The following is a 21,509-nucleotide window of genomic DNA, read 5'->3' as shown; positions in this document are numbered from 1 at the left end:
GGTCATGTCCCGGAAAGGATGTCTAGGATCGGCGACGCCAGAACGCCTCCGCGCGCGATGTCGGCGATGCCGAGATCGGTCTGATGCGGGCCGAGGTTGCAGGCAAGCGTCGCGCCGAAGCAGGCCTTGAAAATCAGGTAGGGGGGCTCCCAGTCCACGACGCGATCCATCGCCTCGCGAAGCGCCGCGAAATCGGCTGCAACCTCCACCAGTCCCGAGCGCGATACCAGACCCGAGACCGGGAGGGGCAGAAGCGCCAGAACCTCTCCGCCCGCCGCCGCGGCCATCCCGCCGCCTGCCGCGATGACGGCATTCGCCGCGACAGCCATATCCTCCGGGTTGCCGCCGAAAACGGTGAGGTTGTGGCTGTCGTGGGAGACGGTGGTGGCGAAGGCCCCCCGCCACGTACCCCATCCCCGCAGGAAGCCGACCCGCGGCGCAGGGTCGGCAAGGCCGTGACGATGCGCAACGGCGATGAGCGTCGCTCCCTCCGGCGGCACGACGACACCCTCTGTCACGGCAGTTTCCGCCTCTCCCCAACGGGTAAAGCGCGGTCTGTCGATGGTGGCGACGCGGACTCGGTCGCCAGCGGATCGGAGGCGGAAATCATCGGTCGTCAGCGCAGGAAGCCGGACGGAATTCAGAAAGGGCGCCGCCCCGACCTCGACAGAAGCGCGCAGGACTTCGCCGTCATGCGCCACAACCCTGCCGTTCGCCACGACGTGGCGCGCAACGAATGCCTTCAGATCGTCCAAGATGACGATGTCGGCCCGGCGACCGGCGGCAATCAAGCCCAGATCGTCCCGCCCGATCTTCCGCGCGCCGTTCAGTGTTGCCGCTTGCAGCGCCCATTCCGACGGCAGACCATAGCCGACAAGCCGGCGCACCACATCCGTCAGCCCGCCGCCGTGCAGGAGATCGTCGGGAAAGACATCATCGGTGCAGAGCGACACCGTCTGGGGTAGATGTCCAAGCCGGTTCAGCTCCGCCACGAATTCGGGCAGCAGATGATCGTGCGAGCCGCGGAGTTCGATGAACAACCCGGCGCGCAGCTTTTCCATCAGGTCGGAGCCGGAGGTCAGCTCATGATCCGAGCCGACGCCTGCCGCCATGAAGGCCTGCAACGCCGGACCGGTCAGCCCGCGGGCGTGCCCGCAGACCGGCTTCCCGGCAGCAAGGCCGGCCTGGACGATGCCGCTCATCCGCGGCTCACCGGCGATGACGTCGCGCATGTTCATCACTTCGGCCACGCCGCCGATCTCTGGGCGGGCGAGCAGCCCGGAGACCGTTGCCGCATCGAAATCGGCGCCCGCGTGCTCCTGCCCCGGCGCGGAGGGCACGCAGGAGGGCGCAAGCACCACGAACCGCAGCGGTAGATCCTCTGTCGCCCGGATCGCGTAATCGACCCCCGGGATGCCGTGCACATTGGCGAATTCATGCGGATCCCAGACGACGGTCGTCACCCCATGGGCAAGCACCGCATCGCAGTATGTCGCAGGCGTCACCATTGAGCTTTCGACGTGCATATGCGTGTCGATGAGGCCGGGGGAGAGAAAGGCTCCCGTCACGTCAAGAACCTCGTGTCCGTCGCTGCGTGTGCCCGGCGCATGGACGGAAGCGATCAACGGGCCGACGATGCCGATATCTGCGGGGCGGTGCTCCCCCGTCACCATGTCGATGAGGACGCCGCCCCGGATCAACAGGTCGAAGGGTCGATCGCCGCGTGCTGCGGCTGTGGCACGAAGACGGAGGCTTCCATCGGCAAGGTCAAGTGGCTGTTTCATTTCTCGGCCTCCCATTGCAGCGCCGCGAGCACTGTCTCACGAACCTGCGCCCGGTCGCAGTCGGCGGCGAAGCAGGCGTTGAAGATGGCGTGGCTCGCCCGCGTCTCCACCACCGTGCGCCCGCGCGTCAGGTGACCGCCGCATTCGACGTCGATCCGCGCGGGCTCGAATGTTATCAGATCGGGGCGGACGAAGACGACCGCCGCCGCCGGATCGTAAAGCGCCATCGCAGGGCGCGCCCGCGACAGCGCGATATCGACAAAGCCGCCAAAAAGATCGGCAAGAAGTTCAGCGTTGATGCCCTGCGCGCTCCGCAGAGTCTCTACATCCCGCGGGGTGGCGAGGATCCCGCGGCAGAAATCCAGATCGACCATGGTCAGCGGCAAACCTTGGGCGAGCACGATGGCGGCGGCCTCCGGGTCTGCAAAGGCGTTGAATTCCGCCGAGGCTGTATGGTTGCCGCGCGTAAGGCCGCCCCCCATCCAGACCAGATCATCTATGCGGGAAGCGAGGTCAGGTCGCGCCAGGGCCAGAGACGCCAGATTGCCAAGTGGTCCCAGGGCAAGAATGCGGTGCGGCCCATCCCCCTCCAGCCAGTGGCATAACCCGGCAAAGGCATCGCTCACCGGCAGCGGTTCCGCCTCTGGAAGGGTGCGCCCCCGCGTCGGGATGCCGGTTTCGCCAAGGATCGTCTGGGCTGTCTCCAGCCGGCCCATGACGGGCAGGGCGCGCCCCATATGGATGGGAAACCGCCAGCCGAAGGCCGCGGCCGCCCCGGCGGCGTTTCGGCACACCTGCGCCAGCGGTGCATTGCCGAAGGTGAGCGACATGCCGTCGATCACAAGGCCCGCATTCTGCACGACCAGAACGGCCGCGAGATCGTCAAAGCCCATGTCGGTGTCGATCCAGACGCCCATGATGCTATCCGAAACGATGGAGAGGCGCGGCGGCGTCCAGCGGCAGATCGAAGCGCACCGCATCGCCCAGCTGATGGGCCGGTTTGCCTGCATCGACCTCCGTCTTGATCTGGCCGAGCGGGGTGTCCAATACATATTCACGGCTGCTGCCGGCGAATGACGTGCCACGCACGGTGCCCGAATAGGGACCAGCGCCGAGCGGCACCGCATCGGGGCGCCATGCAAGACCTGCTGTGCCCGCCGCACCGACAGGCAGGGAGATGTCGCCGCCTTGCGTGAGCATCCTGCCGTCCTTCACCGCGAAGATATTCTCGAACCCGACGAAATCAGCAACGAAGCTGGAGGCGGGGCGGTTGTAGATATCCTCCGGCGTGCCGATCTGCTCGATGCCGCCGTCGCGCATGACGACGATCCGGTCGGCCAGCGCCAGGGCTTCCACCTGATCATGTGTGACGAAAATCATCGTCACGCCGCTTTCCTTTTGCATGCGCTGCAATTCGTTGCGCATTTCCAGCCGGAGACGGGCGTCGAGGTTGGACAGCGGCTCGTCCAGCATCAACACCTTCGGCTCCATCACCATGGAGCGGGCAAGAGCCACGCGCTGCTGCTGGCCTCCGGAGAGTTCCGGCGTCTTCCGGCTCGCGAATTTCGCGAGGCCGACGGACTTGATCGCCCCTGTGACGCGCTCGTCAAGCTCGGTCCCCGAAACGCCCTTCAGCCGCATGCCGAAGGCCACGTTCTCATAGACCGTGAGATGGGGGAACAAGGCGTAGGACTGAAAGACCAGCCCGACTTCCCGCTTGTTGGCAGGGGTATGGGTGATATCGCGCTCATCCAGCCGGATCTGCCCCGATTTCACCGGCATCAGACCGGCAATGGCGCGCATCGTGGTGGTCTTGCCGCAGCCCGATGGACCCAGCAGCGCGATCAGCTCCCCCCGCCGGATGTGGAGGTTCAGGCCGCTGACGGCAGGGTCTTGCCATAGGCCAGCGTGAGCTTGTCGAGAACAAGAAAGGACGCATCAGACATAGCGCGAGAACCCCAGAAAACGTTCGGCTGCGAAGACGATGCCGATGGACAGGAAGGCGAGAAGGGAGGACAGGGCCGCGATGGAAGGATCGAACACGATCTCCATATATCCCAGCATATCCACCGGCAGCGTGCGGACCCCGGGCCCTGAGAGGAACAGTGACACCGGCACCTGATTGAAGCTGGTGACGAAGCCCAGAATGAAGGCGGACAGGATGCCGCCGCGGATATTGGGCAGAACGACGCGGAAGAAGGCCCCGATCCGCGATGACCCGAGCAGGACTGCCGCTTCCTCCATGTCGGAACGCAGGTTCGCAAGGCTGGCGGACACGACGCGCACCGCATAGGGCAGCACCAGTGCGGTGTGGGCCACGAACAGCGCCAGCGTGATCGAAATGCCGACGGGGATCACGAAATAGCGCAGCAGCGCCAGACCGACGATGATGCCGGGCACGATGATCGGCAGGGAAACCATGAACCGCACCGTCTCCGCCCCCGGAAGCCGATAGCGCGACATCGCATAGGCCGCCGGAATGCCGAGGAGCAGCGCCACAAGCGTGCCGCCGATAGCAAGGAACATCGACGTGGCGAAGCTTTGCCGGAAGCTCTCCACCGTAAAGACCTTTGCGATCCACTTGAGCGAAAACCCCTGAGGCGGGAACGCCAGCGTGTCGCCCGCCGAAAAGGACGCCGCGACGATGATGAAGAATGGCCCGATCAAGAAGATCATGACCAGCAGGAGGATCAGCGGTGCAAGCGCCTTGCGGATCATTTGCCACTCCTTGCCGAGGCGATGCGGCGCAGCAGGATGTTGGCGGCGAAACTCATCACGATCAGGATGAAGGCGATGACGCTGGCCGCGACGAAGTTGTTGGCGACCGTGACCTGCTGGTAGAGCAGCGTCTCCAGCATCAGCACCTTGGAGCCGCCAAGGATCGCGGGCGTGATATAGGCGGTGAGCGAACCGGTGAAGACCAGAGTACCCCCGATGATCAAGCCCTCCCGCGTCAGCGGCAGGATGACCTTCCAGAACACCTGAAACCAGCTGGCCCCGAGGACGCGTGCAGCAGGAACGACATCGCGGGGCAGGTTCTCCAGCGCGCTGATGAGCGAGATGATCATAAGCGGCAGAAACAGTTGGAGAAGCCCGATGAACACCGCCGTCTCTGTGAACAGGAACCGCACCGGCTCATCCGTCAGGCCGACCAGCTGCAGCGCCTGATTGACAATGCCGGTGCGGCCCAGAATGACGATCCAGGCATAGGTCCGTGCGACAGGCGAAATCATCAGCGGCAGGATGACGAGGCCGATCATACGGCCCTTGGCTCCCGGCGGAAGCGACACAATGGCATAGGCGGTAATATAGCCGATCACGGCCGCCACAGCGGTCACTGTCAACCCGAGCCGCAGGGTGCGCAGGAAGATCGTCCTGTTCAGGGGCTGCGAAAAGAAATCCACATAGGCCGAGAGCGTCCACTGGCCGGAGGAGCGGAAGCCTTCGGACAGCAGGAGCGCGACCGGGATCAGAAAGACAATGGCCGCGAAGAGCGCTGCAGGAAGGGCAAGCGCCAACGCTTCTGCCCGGTTCTGGAACATGGGATGAGCCTTTGCTACGGGGAGGGCCGACCCGGAGAAGGCGGCCCTTCTCCCGGTCTGCTGACGTCTGCTGGCAGTTACTGGCCGACTTTGGCGTTCCAGTCGGAGAGCCAGCCGTCACGATTGTCGAGCGCGATGGATGAGGGGATCAGCTTCAGGTTCTTAACCGTCTCCTCGCCATAGGTGATGTTCTGGGCCACTTCGTCAGAAACCCGGACTTCGGCATTCGCGGGGCTGTCCACCAGCTTCTCCGCGAGTTTCGTCTGCACCTCGGTCGAGAGCCAGAAATCCATGAACTCCAGCGCCAGATCCCGGTTCTGGGAACCCTTGGTCACCACCATGACGTTCATGCCGCCCGTCTGCCCTTCCTTCGGCGTCGCCCAGGCAAGCGGCAGGTCCAGCTTGGCGAATGGCGCCCAGGAGAAGCGGCCGATGGGGGCTGCCCAGATTTCTTCCTGCTGCATGAGCTGAACGAGCTGCGAGGATTTGACGTAGAAGGTCACGATCTCGTCCCGCTTGGCGCCTACAGCTTCGATCGCGCCCTTCAGATCCGGCGTGTCCTGCCCGAGCGCGATGCCCAGCATGTAGAGGGCCGGCGGCCCCTGATTGGTGGTGACATTCGGGAAGGCGATGTGAGAGACCACGTCATCCTTGAGCAGATCGGCCCACGACTCGATCTTCATCTTGTCGGTCCGATACACGATGGATGTCGCATAGAAGGTGTAGCCGACGCTCATCCCGTCGCCATTCGGATCTTTGGCGATATCGTACAGCTTGTCGTAGTTGGTGAGTTTTGCCGTATCTATCGTGTCGATCAGCCCCGCGCGGCTGGCTTGCAGCGCATCGGCCATGGAGACCACCGCCATGTCGATCACCGGTTTGGACTTGTTGGCCTCCATCTTGGCCAGACGCTCGACGCTGTTGCCCGTCTCTACGACGAGCTTGCAGCCGCAACGGGCCTGGAACGGATCATAGACCAGTTCCTTGAACTCATCCTGCGCAAAGGCATAGACGGAAATCGTCAGCGTCTTTTCCTGCGCCTGGGCACTGGAAAGGCTCAGGGCAAGGGCAGCGGCAGAAGCCAGGGCGGTCTGCAGTTTCATCAATGTCTTCCTCCGGGTTGGGCGGTTTTTCTGTCGGCGGTGGCAGCGTTGCGAGGCGTTGCCGCAGTCTCGCGCACAACAAGTGTCATGGGCACCCGCTCCAAGGCGGGGGAGGCCAGCTTGACGGAGCCGAAGGAGAGTGGACTCCCGGGCGTGGCGAGGTTGTACTCTATCGCATCGGTCAGGGCCGCGATCGCGCGTTCGGCGATCAGCGGCAGGTCCATCCGCACCGTCGTCAGCGCGGGCCGGACAACGGAGGACCACAGAAGATCATCGAATCCCGACACGCTGGCCTGATCGGGCACCGCAATACCCGCGCCCAGAAGTTCAGTGAGCGCGCGGATGGCCAGCAGGTCCGACACCGTGGCAAAGGCTGTGAACCCTTGGGCGAACTTATCCGCCAGGCGCAGGGGCTGGCCGGGGCCCGACCGCCTCTCGATCCGCTCCGCCCACATGACCTCTACCATGTTGGGATGACAGGACCGCATGCCGCCCACCCGGTCGTTCTGCACATTAGAGGTTGGATCGTTTCCGAGGATCAGCACCTTGCGATGACCGAGCGACAGCAGATGCGACATGATTAACCGCCCGCCCTGCCAATGGTCGGCGGAAACCGTGTTCCCCGGCGTGGAGGGACTGTCGATCACGGCGACAGGACTCCCGATATCCGCAATGCGGCTGCCCCGTCGCGGAACGACGACGATCCCATCCACTCCCCGTTCCAGCAGGCGCGCGATGGCTTCAGTCTGCATCGTAACGTCATCGCGGGCATCTGCAATCAGAACGGCGTAGCCGACATTTGCCGCAGCCTGCTCTATGGCGCGGGCGATTTGCGGAAACAGCGGATTGGAAATGTCAGGCAGCACGAGGCCGATGACATGGGACCGACCCGTCCTCAAGGCCCGTGCTGCCCGTGCAGGCACATAACCCATCTCGGCGGCGGTCGTCCTGATCCGCTCCGCCACCTCCGGCGAGACGCGACCCTTGCCCGAGAGGGCATTCGACACCGTTGCGACCGATACATTCAGGCGCGCGGCGATCTGGCTGAGGTTGGGACGGATGCGGGTGCTGGTCACCGACGCTGCCACAGGCTGATTAAACGATTAATCACGCCGAGACGAAACAGTTCCTCCTGTCGACCGTTTTTGATGGCAGCGTGAGCTAAAAGTGACGTGATCCCCCCGATGGCCCGGTGTGCGGCCCGGTGTCTTGGTACACCCGCGCGAGACCGCGTTGGACGGACCGGTCGGTGATGCAGAACTTCGGCGAGGTCGTGAGTTGCAGAAGTCGGGGTAGGGGGTAACAGGACGGCGACATCCTTGCGGGAACCTCCGCCACATTTCAGCCCTGCTGACGCAGAACTCCTCGCGTCGCTGGCGCATCATGCGAAGCCTTATCTTCATGGCCCGCAGGGTGAACGGCCGTCCACGACCACATTGCCTTTCTCACTCATCAGGGAGAAACGGTGCACGCACGTTATTCTCATGCAGGCAAAACGCCGCTTCCGGGGGCTGGCTGTCCGCCCTACGTCTTGCGGGATATCGGTCCCGTTCGGGACGGATGACCCCGAAACCGTGGTGTGGCATTTCCGAAGCGGTGAAGGCTTGGAAACGGCGCGTTCAAAACCATCATGAGGGAGGACACTCCTTCCGATGGAATAAAAATGTTCAGCAACTTTCGGATCAACCCGCCGGTGTTTTTCGGATCACTGGCAGTCATATTCCTGTTCGTCGGGATCGCAGTCATACTGCCGGGAGAAGCGGCCAGCATTTTTGCCAAGGTGCAGAGCTGGATCCTGAACCGCTTTGGCTGGCTCTATCTGCTGGCTGTCGCGATATTCCTCATCTGGGTGCTGATCTTCTGCATAGGGGAGGGGGGCAATCTACGGCTGGGACCGGATGAATCGACCCCGGACTTCAGCTTCTCCGCTTGGGTCGCGATGCTCTTTGCTGCCGGCATGGGTATCGGGTTGATGTTCTACGGGGTGGGGGAGCCGATGACCCATTTCCTTGCCCCTCCCACCGCCGAACCCCATTCCGTGGCGGCGGTCCGAGAGGCGATGTCGGTCACCTTCTTCCACTGGGGCATACATGCCTGGGCAATCTATGCGGTCGTTGGCCTGTCGCTGGCCTATTTCGGCCATCGCTATAACCTGCCGCTCACGATCCGTTCCGGTCTCTACCCCTTGTTGAAGGAACGGATCAACGGGCCGATCGGGCACGTGGTGGATATCTTCGCGGTCGTGGGCACGATTTTCGGCATTGCCACCTCATTGGGGGTGGGGGTCTCACAGATCAACGCGGGACTGCACTACCTCATCGGCCTTCCGATCGGTCTGTCGATCCAGATCCCGATCATCGTGGTGGTGACTGCGCTTGCGACCTTTTCTGTCGTAAGCGGCCTGGACAAGGGGGTGCGTATTCTTTCGGAACTGAACCTCGTCGTCGCGATCATGCTGATGATCTTCGTGCTCCTCGTCGGCCCCACCGCCGAACTCTTCCGCGACTTCGTTCAGAATATCGGACTTTACCTCGATACGTTGGTGCTGCGGACCTTCAACATATATGCCTATGAACCAACGCCATGGGTCGACGCCTGGACGCTGTTCTACTGGGCCTGGTGGATTTCCTGGTCGCCGTTCGTGGGGATGTTCATCGCACGGATCTCGCGTGGGCGGACCGTACGGGAGTTTGTGCTCGCGGTCCTGTTCATTCCCTCCGGATTCACGTTCTTCTGGATGACGGTGTTTGGAAATACCGCCATCTTTGTAGACACGACGGTGGCGAATGGCGAGTTGGGGCAGGCCATTGCCAATGACGTATCCGTCGGGCTGTTCCAATTCTTCAGTTATCTGCCTTTTCCTGCGCTGACCTCCACCCTCGGCGTGTTGCTAGTTGCGGTGTTCTTCGTGACCTCGGCGGATTCCGGTTCTCTCGTGATGGACACGATCGCCTCAGGTGGAGATTCGGATACGCCAGCGATGCAACGGGTATTCTGGTGCGCGCTGTCCGGCATCGTGGCGGCTTGCCTGCTGGTGGCCGGCGGACTTGGCGCGCTCCAATCCGCGACCATTGCGAGTGCGCTGCCCTTCACCTTCGTGATGCTGGCGCTGGTTTTGGGGTTGCAAATGGGGATGCGCTCGGATCTTGCGCAGAAGCGGCTCAGGACGGCAAGGCGGGCTGCTGCTCCCGCCGTTGGTGTGAGCTGGCAAAGGCGGATCGCATTGCTGCTTCATTCGCCTACAGAGGCAGAGGTGCAGCGCTTCATCGCGCGTGACGTTCGCTCCGCGCTCGATGATGTGGCGATGGAACTGACACGCCGGGGACAGGAAGCCTCCGTACAGGAGGCGGATGGAGGAAGCGTGGAACTCCGCTCCCCTGCCGAAGACATGCGCGACTTCGTCTATGGCGTCGGACCGGTTGCGCAGCCGCTCCCTTCGTTCTCCACGCGGAGTGTCGACCATCCCGGATACCGCTATGAGGCGCGAACCTATTTTTCGAGCGGAACGGAAGGTTACGACGTCATGGGGTTGACGCGCGAAGCCCTGATTGCCGATGTGCTGACCCAGTTCGAACGGTACCTGGTCCTGGTCCAGCGTCCGGAATCGCAGCTCATGCACGGCGCGCCCGAACACGCGGCGGAGCGCCCGGCCGAAGGATAACGCCCTGTGGCCCGGAACATCTGCCGGGCCGCATCCACGCCGCAGGGCGCGTATTATTTCTGCCGCCGCCGATCTGCCCAGACGGCCCATTGCGCGGGCGTTCCGGCAAAGGCGTTAAGGTCCACACGTCCGCTTACGCCCGACACGACACCGGTTCCGGTATATTGCCAGAAGGCCCACCTTTCTTCAGGATAGCGTTCCGAGGGATGTGCCGAAACTGCGCGCAACCAGAAATCATATCCGCGGAGCGCACCGAGGTTGTTGTGGGCATAGAAATCCGGCGTGGTGTAGATGACGGGGGCGGTGCCGTAATGGCGGGTGATGATCGTGGCGAACTCCCGGATATAGGCGTGCACCGTGGCCGCATCCGGCCGCCGTCTGCACGTGGGGGAGGTGTGATTCCACTCCATGTCCAGCACCGGCGGCAGATCCCCCGCCCGGCGCGGCACATTCGCGATGAACCATTCTGCCTGCTCGCTGGGCGACCGGCAGAAATAATAAAAGTGATAGGCACCCACCGGGACGCCCGCCTGGCGCGCTGGCTGGGCATTGATGGCATAGCCGGGGTCCAGAAAATCCGCGCCTTCTGTAGCCTTGAGCCATGCGAAGCTTACTCCGCCCGCTGCAACTTGTCGCCAGTCGATGCGCCCCTGATACCGGGCTGCGTCGATGCCATGGACGCGATAGTGGTCGGGCGACACGCCTGACCAGCTATGGGGACGGGTGTCTCCAAAGGACCTTGGAATACCGGGGGCGAAGTGGTCGCTCACCGTGAGTGAAGCGGGTTGTTCGAGCTTTCCGGCGCGATACTCCCGCGAACCATCGACCCCCGTTCCGCCGCAGGCCGTCAGCATCGCCATGGCGAAAGCAGCCATCCTGCCAGGCAACAATGCCCGCTTCCCCGACCGGTCCATGTCCCACCCCTCGTTTTGACCCATGATAACCGCTCGGCATCGCGGATCCATCGTGGTGACATCGGGCAGTTCAGTTATTGAGGCCCTACGGATCAGAAAGACCCAGATGCCCTCTCCAGAGTTCAAGGGGCTTACGGACGGAACGCTGACGCAGTAATGCTATCCATGCGCAACCGTTTTCCGGCTTCGGCCGGTTTGCCCCTACCACCTCGACGGAAGACGAAGATGACCAAGTATTGCCTGACCGTTGCCTGTCCGACCGGCCGCGGCATTGTCGCTGCCATCGCCACCTATCTGTCGGATAACGGTTGCAACATTACTGACAGCTCGCAGTTCGATGACTCACAGACGGAGCGGTTCTTCATGCGGGTGAGCTTCACCTCGCAGGAGGGGGCGAGCCTTGCCGCGCTGGAGGAAGGGTTTGCACATACCGCACGCGCCTTTGCCATGACCGCGAAGTTCCATGACGAGGCCGAGCGCATGAAGGTCGTGATCATGGTGTCGCGCTTCGGGCATTGCCTGAACGACCTGCTCTACCGGTGGCGGATCGGGGCACTGCCGATCGACATCGTGGCGGTGATCTCCAACCACATGGATTATCAGAAGGTGGTGGTTAACCACGATATCCCCTTCTACTGCATCAAGGTCACCAAGGAGAACAAGCCCGAGGCCGAGGCGCAGCAGATGCGTATCGTGCGCGAAACGGGGGCGGAACTGATCGTGCTGGCCCGTTACATGCAGGTGCTGTCGGACGAGATGTGTAAGGTGATGTCGGGGCGGATCATCAACATCCACCACTCTTTCCTCCCGTCCTTCAAGGGCGCGAACCCCTACAAGCAGGCTTATGAGCGCGGGGTGAAACTGATCGGTGCCACCTCCCACTACGTCACCGCCGACCTCGACGAGGGTCCGATCATCGAGCAGGATACCATTCGCGTGACGCATGCGCAGTCGCCCGAGGATTATGTCAGTCTTGGCCGCGATGTAGAGGCGCAGGTGCTGGCCCGTGCAATCCACGCCCATATTCACCGCCGTGTTTTTCTGAGCGGAAACAAGACGGTGGTCTTCGCCGCATCCCCCGGCAGCTATGCTTCAGAGCGAATGGGGTGATCGGAGACGTGCAGATCCGAGCCTGACGATCTACAGTGCTGCCGGCCCCTCGGACTTTCCGCGTCTTGGCACTTGGCAGGCTGTGAAGAAGGCTTTTAGCATTGGTGCGGAATCGGTCGACATGCAAGAAAACCCGGCGAGAGATCTACATTATGGGCTTTCGTCACCCGATTATCCGATTTCCACGCAAGGGCACTACAACGTCTGAACCTCTCAGCAGCCTGTGAGTAACGCGGCCGGATTTGCCTGCGCCCCCGCTTGCCTGAGTGCTCGTGTGTGTGGGCGCGGGCGAGCGGCGAGGGGCGACCCGGAGGCCACTGCGCCGATCGGTGGCGTGCAGACCTGCACCGCGGCATCCGCCGCAATGCCCCGAAAGCTGTTCGTTCGGGGTCGTCCCGAAGTGGTCGGCGGAGTGATGCCCCTGCGCCCCGCAGAAGATCGGTGGCCCGGCGTTCGCGTCATCATGCCCGGGCCCTGCCCCCGGGAGGAAAGCAAGACCCGGCAGCCTGCATTTCAGGGGCGCGCGAGCCCGTTCAGGAAGACCTCCAGAAGCAGTTGGGACCGGGCGGGGTCGGCCCCCGGTCCGTAGGACAGTCCGATGAGGACACGCATGAGGTCTTCGGGCGTCACATCCGGGCGCATGGCGCCCGCTGCCACGGCGCGGACGTGAAGAGCAGTAAGCGCCGACCGCATGCGCGTTGATTGCTGGGAATAGAAGGGTGCGGAGGGGTCTATCACCGGCGCCAACGCAGCGATCATTCCCTTCTTGGTCGCCATCATGTCGAGCGCGGCTGTCATCCAGCGTCCCAGGCCCTCCTCCGCTCCTATCGTCTCGGCCAGCCGCACAAGCTCTTCCACCTCCCGCTCATAGACGGCCTGATAGAGCGATTCCCGCGTCGGAAAGTGGCGATAGAGTGTTCCAATACCCAATCCTGCCCTGCGGGCGACAGCTTCGAGACTTGCGCCTTCGGCACGGAAGACCTCGCGCGCGGCGTTGAGCAGACGCTCACGGTTGCGTATCTGATCTGCGCGGGGTTTTCTTGCCTTCGGCTCACTCTCGCCCATCTGTTACCCGTCGCCTCTTTCTCATTGCAAAACGGAGGCATCCTCCGTATAAATGGATCATGGCATCGCGCCACCCCACTTCCCGACAGCTTACCGCCAGAGAGGGAAAGATGACACAGAGCCTTCATCTCAGCATAAATGGAATGGCGCGGACGATCGCGCTCGACGATCCGCGCGTCACCCTGCTTGATCTCCTGCGGGAGCGGCTTGGTCTGACCGGTACGAAGAAAGGCTGCGATCGCGGCCAGTGCGGGGCCTGCACGGTTCTCGTTGACGGGCGAAGGATGAACAGTTGCCTGAAGCTCGCGCTGAGCTGTGAGGGCGCGGAAATCACCACGATAGAAGGGTTGGAAACCGAGGACGGGCTTCACCCCGTTCAGGCGGCCTTCATCGCGGCTGACGGGTTCCAATGCGGCTACTGCACGCCAGGCCAGATCATGTCCGCCGTCGCTCTCATCGCCGAAGCGGAGGCCGGGATGGATCCAGAGCGTGTGCGGGAAGGGATGAGCGGTAACATCTGTCGCTGCGCCGCCTATGCAGGGATCACCGAGGCGGTGCTGGAGGCGACGCGGCAGCTTTCCGCGCCTGCTGAAAGGAAATCCGCATGAGACCCTTCGATTACAGACGCGCCGCGACGCTGGAGGAGGCAATGGCCGCGGGGCCCGGCGCCCTCCTTCTTGCGGGGGGCACCAATCTTCTTGACCTGATGAAGCTCGACGTGGCGCGACCCTCCGCGCTCATCGACATCGGTGGACTTCCCGGCCTTGACCGAGTGGAGGAGGCGGAGGGAGGCTTGCGGATCGGGGCGCTGGTGCCGAATGCCGATCTCGCCCGGAATGCAGAGATACTGGCGCGCTATCCTGCGGTGGCAGAGGCGGTTCTTTCGGGTGCGTCCGGCCAGCTTCGCAATGCCGCGACGACCGGCGGAAACGTGATGCAGGAGACCCGGTGCAGCTATTTTCAGGACGTCCTTTCCCCTTGCAACAGGCGGGTGCGGGGGACGGGTTGCGGCGCCATTGGCGGCGTGACGCGGAACCATGCCATTCTCGGCTGGACCGAGGGCTGTATCGCCACCCATCCTTCCGATCTTTGTGTGGCGCTGGCCGCCTATGATGCGGTGGTTGAGATCGCCGGGCCGACAGGACGGCGCGAGGTGCCGATGGAAATCTTTCACTCGGTCCCAGATGCGGAGGGGGCTGGCCCGCCACCGCTGGCGCAGGGAGAGGTCATCACGCACATCCGTCTACCTGGCTCCGGCGGGATGGCCCGTCACGCCCGGTATGTAAAACTGCGGGAGCGCACATCCTTTGCCTTTGCCATCGTTTCGGCCGCTGCCGCTCTGGATATGCGGGACGGCCGGATCCTGGCCGCGCGGCTGGCGCTTGGCGGGGTCGCGGCGCGGCCATGGCGCTGCCGGGAGGCGGAGGAGGCGCTGAAAGGTGCCGCTCCGGGAGAAGATGCCTTTGCCGCCGCGGTTGCCCTTTCTCTGGCAAACGCCGCACCCTCCGGCGACAATGCGGCAAAGATCCCGCTGGCAGGACGAATCGCGATCCTCGCGCTCACCCGTGCCGCCCTGGGAACGCCCACCCGCCTTCCCGCGCTTCCGGCCTCCGTTTTTGAAGGAGATGCCCCATGACCGACGTGCTTCCCATGCAGGGCCATGTGCGGCTCGGTTCCAACGCGGGCCAGTCCATGACTCGTCGGGATGGTGTGCTGAAAGTCACGGGACGCGCGCCCTATGCCGCTGACAGGCAGCCCGAGAGGCTGCTTCATGCGGTCGTCGCCACTGCGGGTATCGCGCGGGGACGCGTCACACGGCTGGACACCGAAGCTGCCGAAGCGCATGCGCGCGTGGTAAAGGTCTATACCCCTCGGAACCGTCCCCCGTTGGCCAAGGGGCCTGACGAGAAAATTCACGGTTTTGCCTGGCGGATGGAGGCCTTGCAGGACGACAGCGTGCGCTATGCCGGGCAGCCCATTGCGCTGGTCGTGGCAGAGACGCTTGAAGCCGCGATGGAAGGTGCGCGGCTTCTGAGCCCTTCATATGAAGCGCAGCCGCCCCGTATGGGGGTGGATGGCGGTGTTCCCTATACCCCGAAAACCGTCGGCATCGGCGGCGAGCCAAGCCGCGAAGCAGGGGATATGGAGGCCGAACGGGCGCAGGCGTCGCGGCACTTCGAAACCATGGTGGAAACTCCGGCCCAGTATCACAACGCCATGGAACCGCATGCAATCACCGCAGAGTGGAAGGGCGACCGACTGGAGATCGACACACCGAACCAGGCGATCGGATTGGCGAAGATCAGCTTCGCGACCTATCTCGGGATCGATCCCGGCAATATCCTGATCCGCAGCCCGTTTCTGGGTGGCGGCTTCGGCTCCAAGGCGATCCTTTTCGGCGCGCAGCTTCTGACGGTTCTGGCAGCGAAGGATCTGGATCGCCCGGTGAAGCTCGCGCTGCGCAGGGATCAGATGTATGGCCCCGTCGGGCACCGGCCTGCTACCCGGCAGACGGTGCGGCTCGATCTGGATGACGCGGGAGACATTCGGGCGCTGGAGCACCATACCGTTTCGGTTGGCTCGGCGTTTGACGACTTTCTGGAGAGCGCATCCAACGCCTCTCACAGCGTGTATGCCACGCGCGCACTGCGGACGACCCATGGTGCCGTGAGGGCGGATACCGGAACGCCGGGACCGATGCGTGCGCCGGGGGAGGCGTCTGGCTCGGCGGCGCTGGAGGTTGCGGTGGATGCGGCAGCGTTTGCGATGGGTATGGATCCGCTGGCCTTCCGCCTGAAGAATTACGCGGAGACAGATCCTGCTTCCGGCCTGCCTTTCTCCTCCAAGGCGCTGCGGGAATGTTATACCCGCGCGGCCGAGGCTTTCGGGTGGGCGGGACGTCCACTGCAACCGCGGCAGATGCGCGAGGGGCGGTTGCTGAAGGGCTGGGGCATGGGAACCGCACAGTTTCCCTGTCCGATGTTTCAGGCCGCAGCGCACGCAACGCTGCACGCTGACGGGAGTGCCGTCGTTGAGACCTCTGCCGCAGATATGGGGCAGGGCGCATGGACGGCTCTGGCCCAGATTGCCGCGGACGGGCTGGGAATTGATATCGCCCGGCTGGAGTTTCGCTCCGGCCAGTCCGATCTGCCGGATGCGGGCGTGGCCGGGGGATCGGGGCACACCGCGACGGCAGGAACCGCCCTGTTCAACGCCGGAGCCGATGTCGTGCGCCAACTCGCCGATCTGGCCGTCCAGGATCCGGCGTCGCCGCTCTTCGGTGCGGGCAATGCCGGGGTGACAGCGCGCGACGGGCGGCTGTGGCGGAACGACGATGATGGCCGCAGCGAGGCCTATGAGGACATCCTCGCTCGCGCGGGTCTGGATCTGCTGCGGGGCACTGGATCGGGCAAGCGGGATGCCGCGGCCGGTGAAGCGCGTGCGATGTTCTCTCATGGCGGGGTATTCGCGGAGGTGCTCGTCGATCCGGATCTTGGGCAGGTGCGTGTCAGCCGGCTGATCGGAGCATTTGCGGCAGGCCGCATCATCAATCCGCGCCTCGCCCGCAGCCAGCTTCTGGGCGGCATGATCTGGGGTATCGGATTTGCCCTGCATGAGGAAGCGATCCACGATTCCCGGACGGGGCGGTTCACGAATGCCGACCTTGCCGGATATCATGTGCCGGTGAATGCCGATGTGCCGTTCGTGGAAGCGATGACGGTGCATGAGGACGACCCCTTCGTGAATGCACTCGGCATCAAGGGGGTGGGGGAAATCGGCGTGACAGGCACCGTGGGCGCCATAGCCAACGCGGTATGGCACGCGACCGGCGTTCGGCCTGCTAGCTTCCCGATCCACCCGGAGAGCCTGATATGACGCTATCGTGAACTTGCGTTATGAGTTATGCATCTGCAGCAGATCAGGCTTGCCCAGGCGGTCACTTGCAATCCGCAAGCGGATCGACGAAATAAGTCCCACAGCGCTTCGGCGCTAAGGGTTTCCCAAGGCTCACTCCTCCTCCCCGAGCCTCGGAAAATGGCGGCGACCCTCTCCTCCTCCCTAGGGTCGCCGCTCCCCCTCCTTTTACTCTTCATGCCATGATCCTGAACTTTCGCCGGATGGCATAGGACGGATCATCTGAAGCCTGAGGGCTCCCTACCCGCGTCCCCCGTCTGCGATCGCCTGACCCGCAAGCCATTGGCCAAGTGACGGCCGCCAGGCCCCGTCTCGTCCCATAAGCGGTTCGGCGGCGGTCAAGGCGTTCAGCACAGCCTCCTCCGTCGCTTCGGCGGCAGCGCGAAAGGCGAGATCGATCTGCGCCTCTGCCAGCACACGTGGAGAAAGGAAGGCAGGGCCATCATGCGGCACGGGGTCCGCCGTGGTGAAGGCCAGCGCGATATCCCCGCTGCCGTTACCCCAGAAGCTGCCCAACCGTGCCAGCCCCGCGCCCGCCCGACGAGCGATCCGGGTGAGCTGACGACTTTCCAGCGGTAGATCCGTTGCCAGCAGGATGATGACAGAGCCCCGCTCGGGCTCAGCAGTCATCATGCCCTCCGGTCGCGGGCGCCGCCCGTCCGGCAGGATAAGATCGCCGGCATTGCCGAAATTGGCCTGCACCAGCGCACCAAGGGTGAAGCGCTCTCCTCCCACCTCCATCACGCGAGATGCCGTTCCTGTCCCGCCCTTGAAGCCAAAGGCGGTCATGCCGGTGCCGCAGCCGACGGATCCCTGCTCCACCGGCCCGCTCTGCGCGGCATCCAGCGCGGCCACCGCATCCGCTTCGGTCACGGCCAGCGCCCGGATATCGGAAAGCACCCCGTCATTGCATTCGCACACCACCGTGTTGACGGTCGATGTCTCCCGCCCGATGGCGGGATCGGCGGCCAAGGCCCTCCGGATCAACGCGGTGGTGCAGGTACCCACGGCAAAAGTGTTCGTGAGCAGGACCGGGCTTTCCAAGGTACCCAGTTCCTCCACCTGAACCAGGCCTGCCGATTTGCCGAAGCCGTTGATGACCGCGACCCCTGCACGGAGTTTTTGGCGAAACATACTGCCCGGATGGGGAACTACCGCAGTTACGCCCGTATTGATCTGGTCGCGGCGGATTGTCCTGTGCCCGACCATCACGCCCGACACATCGGTGATGGCGTTGAGCGGGCCGGGGGGAAGAATACCGGGGACGATCCCGAAATCACGGATGAGCATCTGAGCCTCTCAGAGACGGCCCGCCTCGATCAACCGCTTCAGGAAGGCCTGCGTCCTCTCCCCCTGCGGCGCGCCGAAGATCTGATCCGGTGGGCCCTGTTCATAGACCTTGCCGTTCTGGAGGAAGCAGATGCGGTCGGCAACCTCCCGCGCGAAGCCCATTTCATGCGTAGCGAGTACCATGGTCATACCCCGCTCCGCCAGATCACGCACGATTTCGAGCACCTCCGCCACCAGTTCCGGATCGAGCGCCGAGGTGATCTCGTCCAGCAACAGCAGCATGGGGTCCATCATCAGCGCGCGCACGATCGCGACCCGCTGCTGTTGGCCGCCGGAGAGCCGATCGGGATAATCCCGCGCCTTATGTGCAAGGCCAATCCGGTCCAGCAGCGTCATCGCCTTTTCCTCCGCCACGCGGCGGGAGAGGCCCAGTACCTTGATCGGAGCAAGGGTGGCGTTCTGCAGCACCGTCATGTGCGGAAACAGGTTGTAGCCCTGGAAGACAATGCCGATCTCACGTCGCAGCGCGTCGAGATCCACGCCCGGGCCGGTGATCCGCTCGCCATTAATACGGATCTCGCCTTCGTTGATCTCCTCCAGCCTGTTGATGCAGCGGAGGAGGGTTGATTTCCCGCACCCGGATGGCCCGATCAGGCAGACGACCTCATGTTCGCCCACGTCGAGCGCCATGCCCGAGAGGACCTCCATCTGGCCGTAGCGTTTCACAGCATGGTCGATTTCGACAAGCGCCCCCCCCCCGAACGGATGCGTCGCCGGTCGCGCTCAGTCAGCTTGTCGACGAGCCGGGCCTGCGGAATGGTGATGAGAATGAACAGGATCGCGACGGTCGTCACGGCGGAAAGATTGAAGTTGTTCGCCGCTATGATCTTCGACTGGTTGAAGGCGTCGATCGTGCCGATGATCGCGACAAGTGCCGTATCCTTCTGCAGGCTGATGCAGTTGTTCAACAGTGGTGGCACGATACCGCGCAGTGCCTGTGGGATCACCACGTAGCGCATTGTGCGTGCATGGGAGAACCCAAGCGAACGGGCGGCAGCGATCAACCTTGGCGCATTGACCGAAGGCGAGGCGGACCTCTTTCTGACCTATGCCCATCCGACGGTGCCGTTCATCCTCGATCCGCAGCGGTTCGACCATCTGGTGCTTGGGACCGAGCGGGTGATGCCGGTCGCGGGCGTGGAGGTGCGGGCATCCTCTGGAACGAGACTGCCCGGTGAGGGGCTGCTTGACCGCACGATCGCCGCAGGGGAGCCGATGCCTTATCTCTGCTATGGGGAATCGTCATTCTTTGGTGTGGCGCTGGGGCGCCTGTTCGGCAAGAGGCCCCATCTCCTGCGTGATACCGTGCATCAGAACACGATCTGCACCGGACTGAGGACGCTTGCTCTGGCCGGGCGCGGGGTCTGCTGGCTGCCGGAGACGTTGGTCACCGATGATCTGTCAGCGGGGCGCCTGCGGCTCGCCAGCGCCGACCCCGCGTGGACGATGGAAGTTCAGATACGTCTTTACCGCCCCGCCACTCTCCGCCGTCCGATTGTAGAGCGCATCTGGCGGACGGTGGCGGGAGGATTGGATCAGTCTTTGTCCTGAAGGCCGCGTAGTTCCGCAACCGTACGCCGAAGGATCTCACCCGCGCGCTCCCTAACCTCGGGCGGAGCCTCGCGCAGATCGAACAGCGCGGCCCGCAGTGCCATTCGCGTTTCGGAAAACGGCCGCTTGTGCCGGCCGTCGTCGCCTTCGCTCCGGCGCATTTCATCAAAGCGATCACCCGCGCGACCTATCGCACGTCGCAACGCTTCGACGGCTTCCTGCGCATCTGCAAGATGCGCGCGACCGGCTTCCGTGGGGCTGTAGGACCGCCGGTTGCCATCGGTTTGCGCTTCGGCCAGGCCGGCATCTTCCAGATAGGAGAGGGCGGGATAGATCACGCCTGGGCTTGGCACATACAGGCCCTGGGACAGCTCCTCGACCGCGCGGATGATCTCATAGCCATGGCGCGGTTGTTCCGCGATGAGCGAGAGGATCAGCAGTTGCATCCCCTCTGCGGAAAGCTTGCGCCCGCGCATGAACCGCCGCTCCGAAAAGCGGGACTCGCCGTCCCGGCGAGAGGGGGAGCCACCGCCGCGCCGCCCCTCGGGGCCCGGATGAAAGCGATGGTGATGGTGGTGATGATGAAAGATATGTCGCACGTTTTCTCCTTAAGATATATCGTAAGATATGTCCTAATATCGCCGGTGCAAGACCCCTCATGGCGAAAATGGATTAAGCCCGATTGCGTCTCTCAACGAGCTCCGAAGGATGACGGGCAGCGGGAGAAAGCGCGCACTTCGCAGCCTCTGCACGTCATCGGAAGCCAAGATGATGGGAATTACCAACTTCTGCACCATCAGCCCGAAGCGCGACTCCCATGGGCCAGCTTGCCATCGGTCCGAGGGCAGGCCCGAATGATCGCAAGCTTCGCTCGACGGTTCTGTCAGAGGCGGAGGAAGCGATGATCGTGGCGTTCCGGCGCCCCAAATTACCCCTGGACCAACGGCCAGGTCGAACGGATGAACCGCACGATCAAGGAAGGTGAAGCGGATCAGAAAACGATCCTGGGGATCGTTTTCCCTCTGAAGTCAAGCGCTTACATTACGACAGCCATAACCAGCTCCGCACCCAATTGGGGGACTTCATGGCAGCCTACAATTTCGCACGCAGGCTCAAGACCCTCGGCGGCCTCACGCCCTACGAATACATCTGCAAAATCTGGACCTCAGAGCCAGATTGATTCATCCTTAACCCGATCCACCATCAAACCGGGGGATCAAACACCTTATGTGTCCCGGGCCTGCTACATTAGCCCCATCAGCGCTGAACACCTTGTGGCTGGCTCACGATCGCTAGCAGGCTGATCCCGCCTCTCTTCACCGTCTCGAACAGTTGACGGCGGCCTGTTTTGTGGGACCGCGAAGCATAAGGAAGAGAGAGTGATATGATACCAGCGACCACCGTGATCGGCATAGATGTTTCCCGCGATTGGCTCGACGGCTGCTGTGCGTCGAGCGGGCAGCATTTCCGCCTCTCCAACAGCGCAGCGGGCCATGCCCAACTTCTTGTGCTGC

General features: G+C 63.4%; 19 protein-coding genes and 1 pseudogene. 7 read left to right on the top strand and 13 right to left on the bottom strand.

The window, feature by feature from the left end; all coding sequences use genetic code 11:
• Nucleotides 1-2: 2 nt before the first annotated feature.
• The 7 genes from CG51_RS16640 to CG51_RS16610 all read right to left on the bottom strand — a co-directional run bounded on the left by CG51_RS16640 (nucleotide 3) and on the right by CG51_RS16610 (nucleotide 7,505).
• Nucleotides 3-1,784 carry an adenine deaminase gene (locus CG51_RS16640; protein ID WP_211254214.1) on the bottom strand — a complete coding sequence of 594 codons (1,782 nt, stop codon included), beginning with the start codon at nucleotides 1,782-1,784 and terminating at the stop codon, nucleotides 3-5.
• The gene (locus CG51_RS16635) at nucleotides 1,781-2,701 is read right to left on the bottom strand and encodes a nucleoside hydrolase (RefSeq protein ID WP_035746897.1); all 921 of its coding nucleotides are present in this window, start codon (nucleotides 2,699-2,701) and stop codon (nucleotides 1,781-1,783) included. The genes CG51_RS16640 and CG51_RS16635 overlap by 4 nt, the downstream gene beginning before the upstream one ends.
• Nucleotides 2,702-2,705: 4 nt before the next feature.
• A complete protein-coding gene (locus tag CG51_RS16630; protein WP_233141345.1) occupies nucleotides 2,706-3,620 on the bottom strand; it encodes an ABC transporter ATP-binding protein in 915 nt (304 codons plus the stop codon).
• Between the two features lie 102 nt (nucleotides 3,621-3,722).
• Entirely contained in the window at nucleotides 3,723-4,502 is a 780-nt protein-coding gene (locus tag CG51_RS16625; protein ID WP_035746895.1) for an ABC transporter permease, read from the bottom strand.
• Nucleotides 4,499-5,326: an ABC transporter permease gene (locus CG51_RS16620; protein WP_035746893.1), complete on the bottom strand. Its 828-nt coding sequence runs from the start codon at nucleotides 5,324-5,326 to the stop codon at nucleotides 4,499-4,501. Before CG51_RS16620 ends, CG51_RS16625 begins: the two co-directional genes overlap by 4 nt.
• 77 nt (nucleotides 5,327-5,403) lie before the next feature.
• Nucleotides 5,404-6,429 (bottom strand): ABC transporter substrate-binding protein, encoded by a 1,026-nt coding sequence (locus CG51_RS16615; protein WP_035746891.1) that lies wholly within the window; start codon nucleotides 6,427-6,429, stop codon nucleotides 5,404-5,406.
• Complete coding sequence (locus CG51_RS16610) at nucleotides 6,429-7,505, bottom strand: LacI family DNA-binding transcriptional regulator (RefSeq protein ID WP_035746889.1); 1,077 nt, start codon at nucleotides 7,503-7,505, stop codon at nucleotides 6,429-6,431. Before CG51_RS16610 ends, CG51_RS16615 begins: the two co-directional genes overlap by 1 nt.
• 587 nt (nucleotides 7,506-8,092) lie before the next feature.
• Between CG51_RS16610 and CG51_RS16605 the strand changes: the two genes are divergently transcribed.
• Nucleotides 8,093-10,090, top strand: coding sequence for a BCCT family transporter (locus tag CG51_RS16605; protein WP_035746888.1), 1,998 nt, complete (start codon nucleotides 8,093-8,095; stop codon nucleotides 10,088-10,090).
• Between the two features lie 53 nt (nucleotides 10,091-10,143).
• Here the strand turns inward: CG51_RS16605 and CG51_RS16600 are convergent, their stop codons facing one another.
• Nucleotides 10,144-10,950 (bottom strand): glycoside hydrolase family 25 protein, encoded by an 807-nt coding sequence (locus tag CG51_RS16600; RefSeq protein WP_088234112.1) that lies wholly within the window; start codon nucleotides 10,948-10,950, stop codon nucleotides 10,144-10,146.
• A gap of 279 nt (nucleotides 10,951-11,229) precedes the next feature.
• On the opposite strand from CG51_RS16600, the gene purU reads away from it, so the two are divergent.
• Entirely contained in the window at nucleotides 11,230-12,114 is an 885-nt protein-coding gene (gene purU, locus CG51_RS16595) for a formyltetrahydrofolate deformylase (protein WP_035746887.1), read from the top strand.
• A gap of 513 nt (nucleotides 12,115-12,627) precedes the next feature.
• Here purU and CG51_RS16590 read toward each other — a convergent pair.
• Nucleotides 12,628-13,179 carry a TetR/AcrR family transcriptional regulator gene (locus CG51_RS16590; protein WP_035746886.1) on the bottom strand — a complete coding sequence of 184 codons (552 nt, stop codon included), beginning with the start codon at nucleotides 13,177-13,179 and terminating at the stop codon, nucleotides 12,628-12,630.
• Between the two features lie 110 nt (nucleotides 13,180-13,289).
• Between CG51_RS16590 and CG51_RS16585 the strand changes: the two genes are divergently transcribed.
• From CG51_RS16585 to CG51_RS16575, 3 genes are read left to right on the top strand one after another with little or no spacing between them, the layout of a single operon-like run.
• Nucleotides 13,290-13,787 carry a (2Fe-2S)-binding protein gene (locus CG51_RS16585; protein WP_035746884.1) on the top strand — a complete coding sequence of 166 codons (498 nt, stop codon included), beginning with the start codon at nucleotides 13,290-13,292 and terminating at the stop codon, nucleotides 13,785-13,787.
• The gene (locus CG51_RS16580) at nucleotides 13,784-14,815 is read left to right on the top strand and encodes an FAD binding domain-containing protein (protein WP_035746882.1); all 1,032 of its coding nucleotides are present in this window, start codon (nucleotides 13,784-13,786) and stop codon (nucleotides 14,813-14,815) included. Before CG51_RS16585 ends, CG51_RS16580 begins: the two co-directional genes overlap by 4 nt.
• Entirely contained in the window at nucleotides 14,812-17,055 is a 2,244-nt protein-coding gene (locus tag CG51_RS16575; RefSeq protein WP_035746880.1) for a xanthine dehydrogenase family protein molybdopterin-binding subunit, read from the top strand. The genes CG51_RS16580 and CG51_RS16575 overlap by 4 nt, the downstream gene beginning before the upstream one ends.
• Before the next feature lie 279 nt (nucleotides 17,056-17,334).
• Here CG51_RS16575 and CG51_RS16570 read toward each other — a convergent pair whose 3' ends face one another.
• From CG51_RS16570 to CG51_RS16560, 3 genes are read right to left on the bottom strand one after another with little or no spacing between them, the layout of a single operon-like run.
• Complete coding sequence (locus tag CG51_RS16570; protein WP_035746878.1) at nucleotides 17,335-18,384, bottom strand: DmpA family aminopeptidase; 1,050 nt, start codon at nucleotides 18,382-18,384, stop codon at nucleotides 17,335-17,337.
• A gap of 9 nt (nucleotides 18,385-18,393) precedes the next feature.
• The gene (locus CG51_RS16565; protein ID WP_051930779.1) at nucleotides 18,394-19,092 is read right to left on the bottom strand and encodes an amino acid ABC transporter ATP-binding protein; all 699 of its coding nucleotides are present in this window, start codon (nucleotides 19,090-19,092) and stop codon (nucleotides 18,394-18,396) included.
• Between the two features lie 14 nt (nucleotides 19,093-19,106).
• Nucleotides 19,107-19,403 carry an ABC transporter permease subunit gene (locus CG51_RS16560; RefSeq protein ID WP_035746873.1) on the bottom strand — a complete coding sequence of 99 codons (297 nt, stop codon included), beginning with the start codon at nucleotides 19,401-19,403 and terminating at the stop codon, nucleotides 19,107-19,109.
• Between the two features lies 1 nt (nucleotide 19,404).
• Here CG51_RS16560 and CG51_RS16555 point away from each other — a divergent pair, with 1 nt between their 5' ends.
• Nucleotides 19,405-19,995, top strand: a complete 591-nt coding sequence (locus CG51_RS16555) for a LysR substrate-binding domain-containing protein (RefSeq protein WP_051930777.1) — start codon at nucleotides 19,405-19,407, stop codon at nucleotides 19,993-19,995.
• Here the strand turns inward: CG51_RS16555 and CG51_RS16550 are convergent.
• Complete coding sequence (locus tag CG51_RS16550; protein ID WP_051930775.1) at nucleotides 19,980-20,594, bottom strand: PadR family transcriptional regulator; 615 nt, start codon at nucleotides 20,592-20,594, stop codon at nucleotides 19,980-19,982. The genes CG51_RS16555 and CG51_RS16550 overlap by 16 nt on opposite strands.
• Before the next feature lie 327 nt (nucleotides 20,595-20,921).
• Between CG51_RS16550 and CG51_RS19715 the strand changes: the two are divergent.
• Nucleotides 20,922-21,175: pseudogene (locus CG51_RS19715) on the top strand (integrase core domain-containing protein); the annotation flags it as partial.
• Between the last annotated feature and the right edge of the window lie 334 nt (nucleotides 21,176-21,509).

This window comes from Haematobacter missouriensis (assembly GCF_000740775.1).
Lineage (GTDB): Bacteria > Pseudomonadota > Alphaproteobacteria > Rhodobacterales > Rhodobacteraceae > Haematobacter > Haematobacter missouriensis.
This window is presented reverse-complemented; position numbering and strand designations above follow the sequence as displayed.

Coding starts and splice junctions, on each gene's coding strand:
- CG51_RS16640 (WP_211254214.1), bottom strand. CDS start 1,784: ATGAAACAGCCACTTGACCTTGCCGATGGAAGCCTCCGTCTTCGTGCC.
- CG51_RS16635 (WP_035746897.1), bottom strand. CDS start 2,701: ATGGGCGTCTGGATCGACACCGACATGGGCTTTGACGATCTCGCGGCC.
- CG51_RS16625 (WP_035746895.1), bottom strand. CDS start 4,502: ATGATCCGCAAGGCGCTTGCACCGCTGATCCTCCTGCTGGTCATGATC.
- CG51_RS16620 (WP_035746893.1), bottom strand. CDS start 5,326: ATGTTCCAGAACCGGGCAGAAGCGTTGGCGCTTGCCCTTCCTGCAGCG.
- CG51_RS16615 (WP_035746891.1), bottom strand. CDS start 6,429: ATGAAACTGCAGACCGCCCTGGCTTCTGCCGCTGCCCTTGCCCTGAGC.
- CG51_RS16605 (WP_035746888.1), top strand. CDS start 8,093: ATGTTCAGCAACTTTCGGATCAACCCGCCGGTGTTTTTCGGATCACTG.
- CG51_RS16600 (WP_088234112.1), bottom strand. CDS start 10,950: ATGGCGATGCTGACGGCCTGCGGCGGAACGGGGGTCGATGGTTCGCGG.
- purU (WP_035746887.1), top strand. CDS start 11,230: ATGACCAAGTATTGCCTGACCGTTGCCTGTCCGACCGGCCGCGGCATT.
- CG51_RS16590 (WP_035746886.1), bottom strand. CDS start 13,179: ATGGGCGAGAGTGAGCCGAAGGCAAGAAAACCCCGCGCAGATCAGATA.
- CG51_RS16585 (WP_035746884.1), top strand. CDS start 13,290: ATGACACAGAGCCTTCATCTCAGCATAAATGGAATGGCGCGGACGATC.
- CG51_RS16580 (WP_035746882.1), top strand. CDS start 13,784: ATGAGACCCTTCGATTACAGACGCGCCGCGACGCTGGAGGAGGCAATG.
- CG51_RS16575 (WP_035746880.1), top strand. CDS start 14,812: ATGACCGACGTGCTTCCCATGCAGGGCCATGTGCGGCTCGGTTCCAAC.
- CG51_RS16570 (WP_035746878.1), bottom strand. CDS start 18,384: ATGCTCATCCGTGATTTCGGGATCGTCCCCGGTATTCTTCCCCCCGGC.
- CG51_RS16565 (WP_051930779.1), bottom strand. CDS start 19,092: ATGGAGGTCCTCTCGGGCATGGCGCTCGACGTGGGCGAACATGAGGTC.
- CG51_RS16560 (WP_035746873.1), bottom strand. CDS start 19,403: ATGCGCTACGTGGTGATCCCACAGGCACTGCGCGGTATCGTGCCACCA.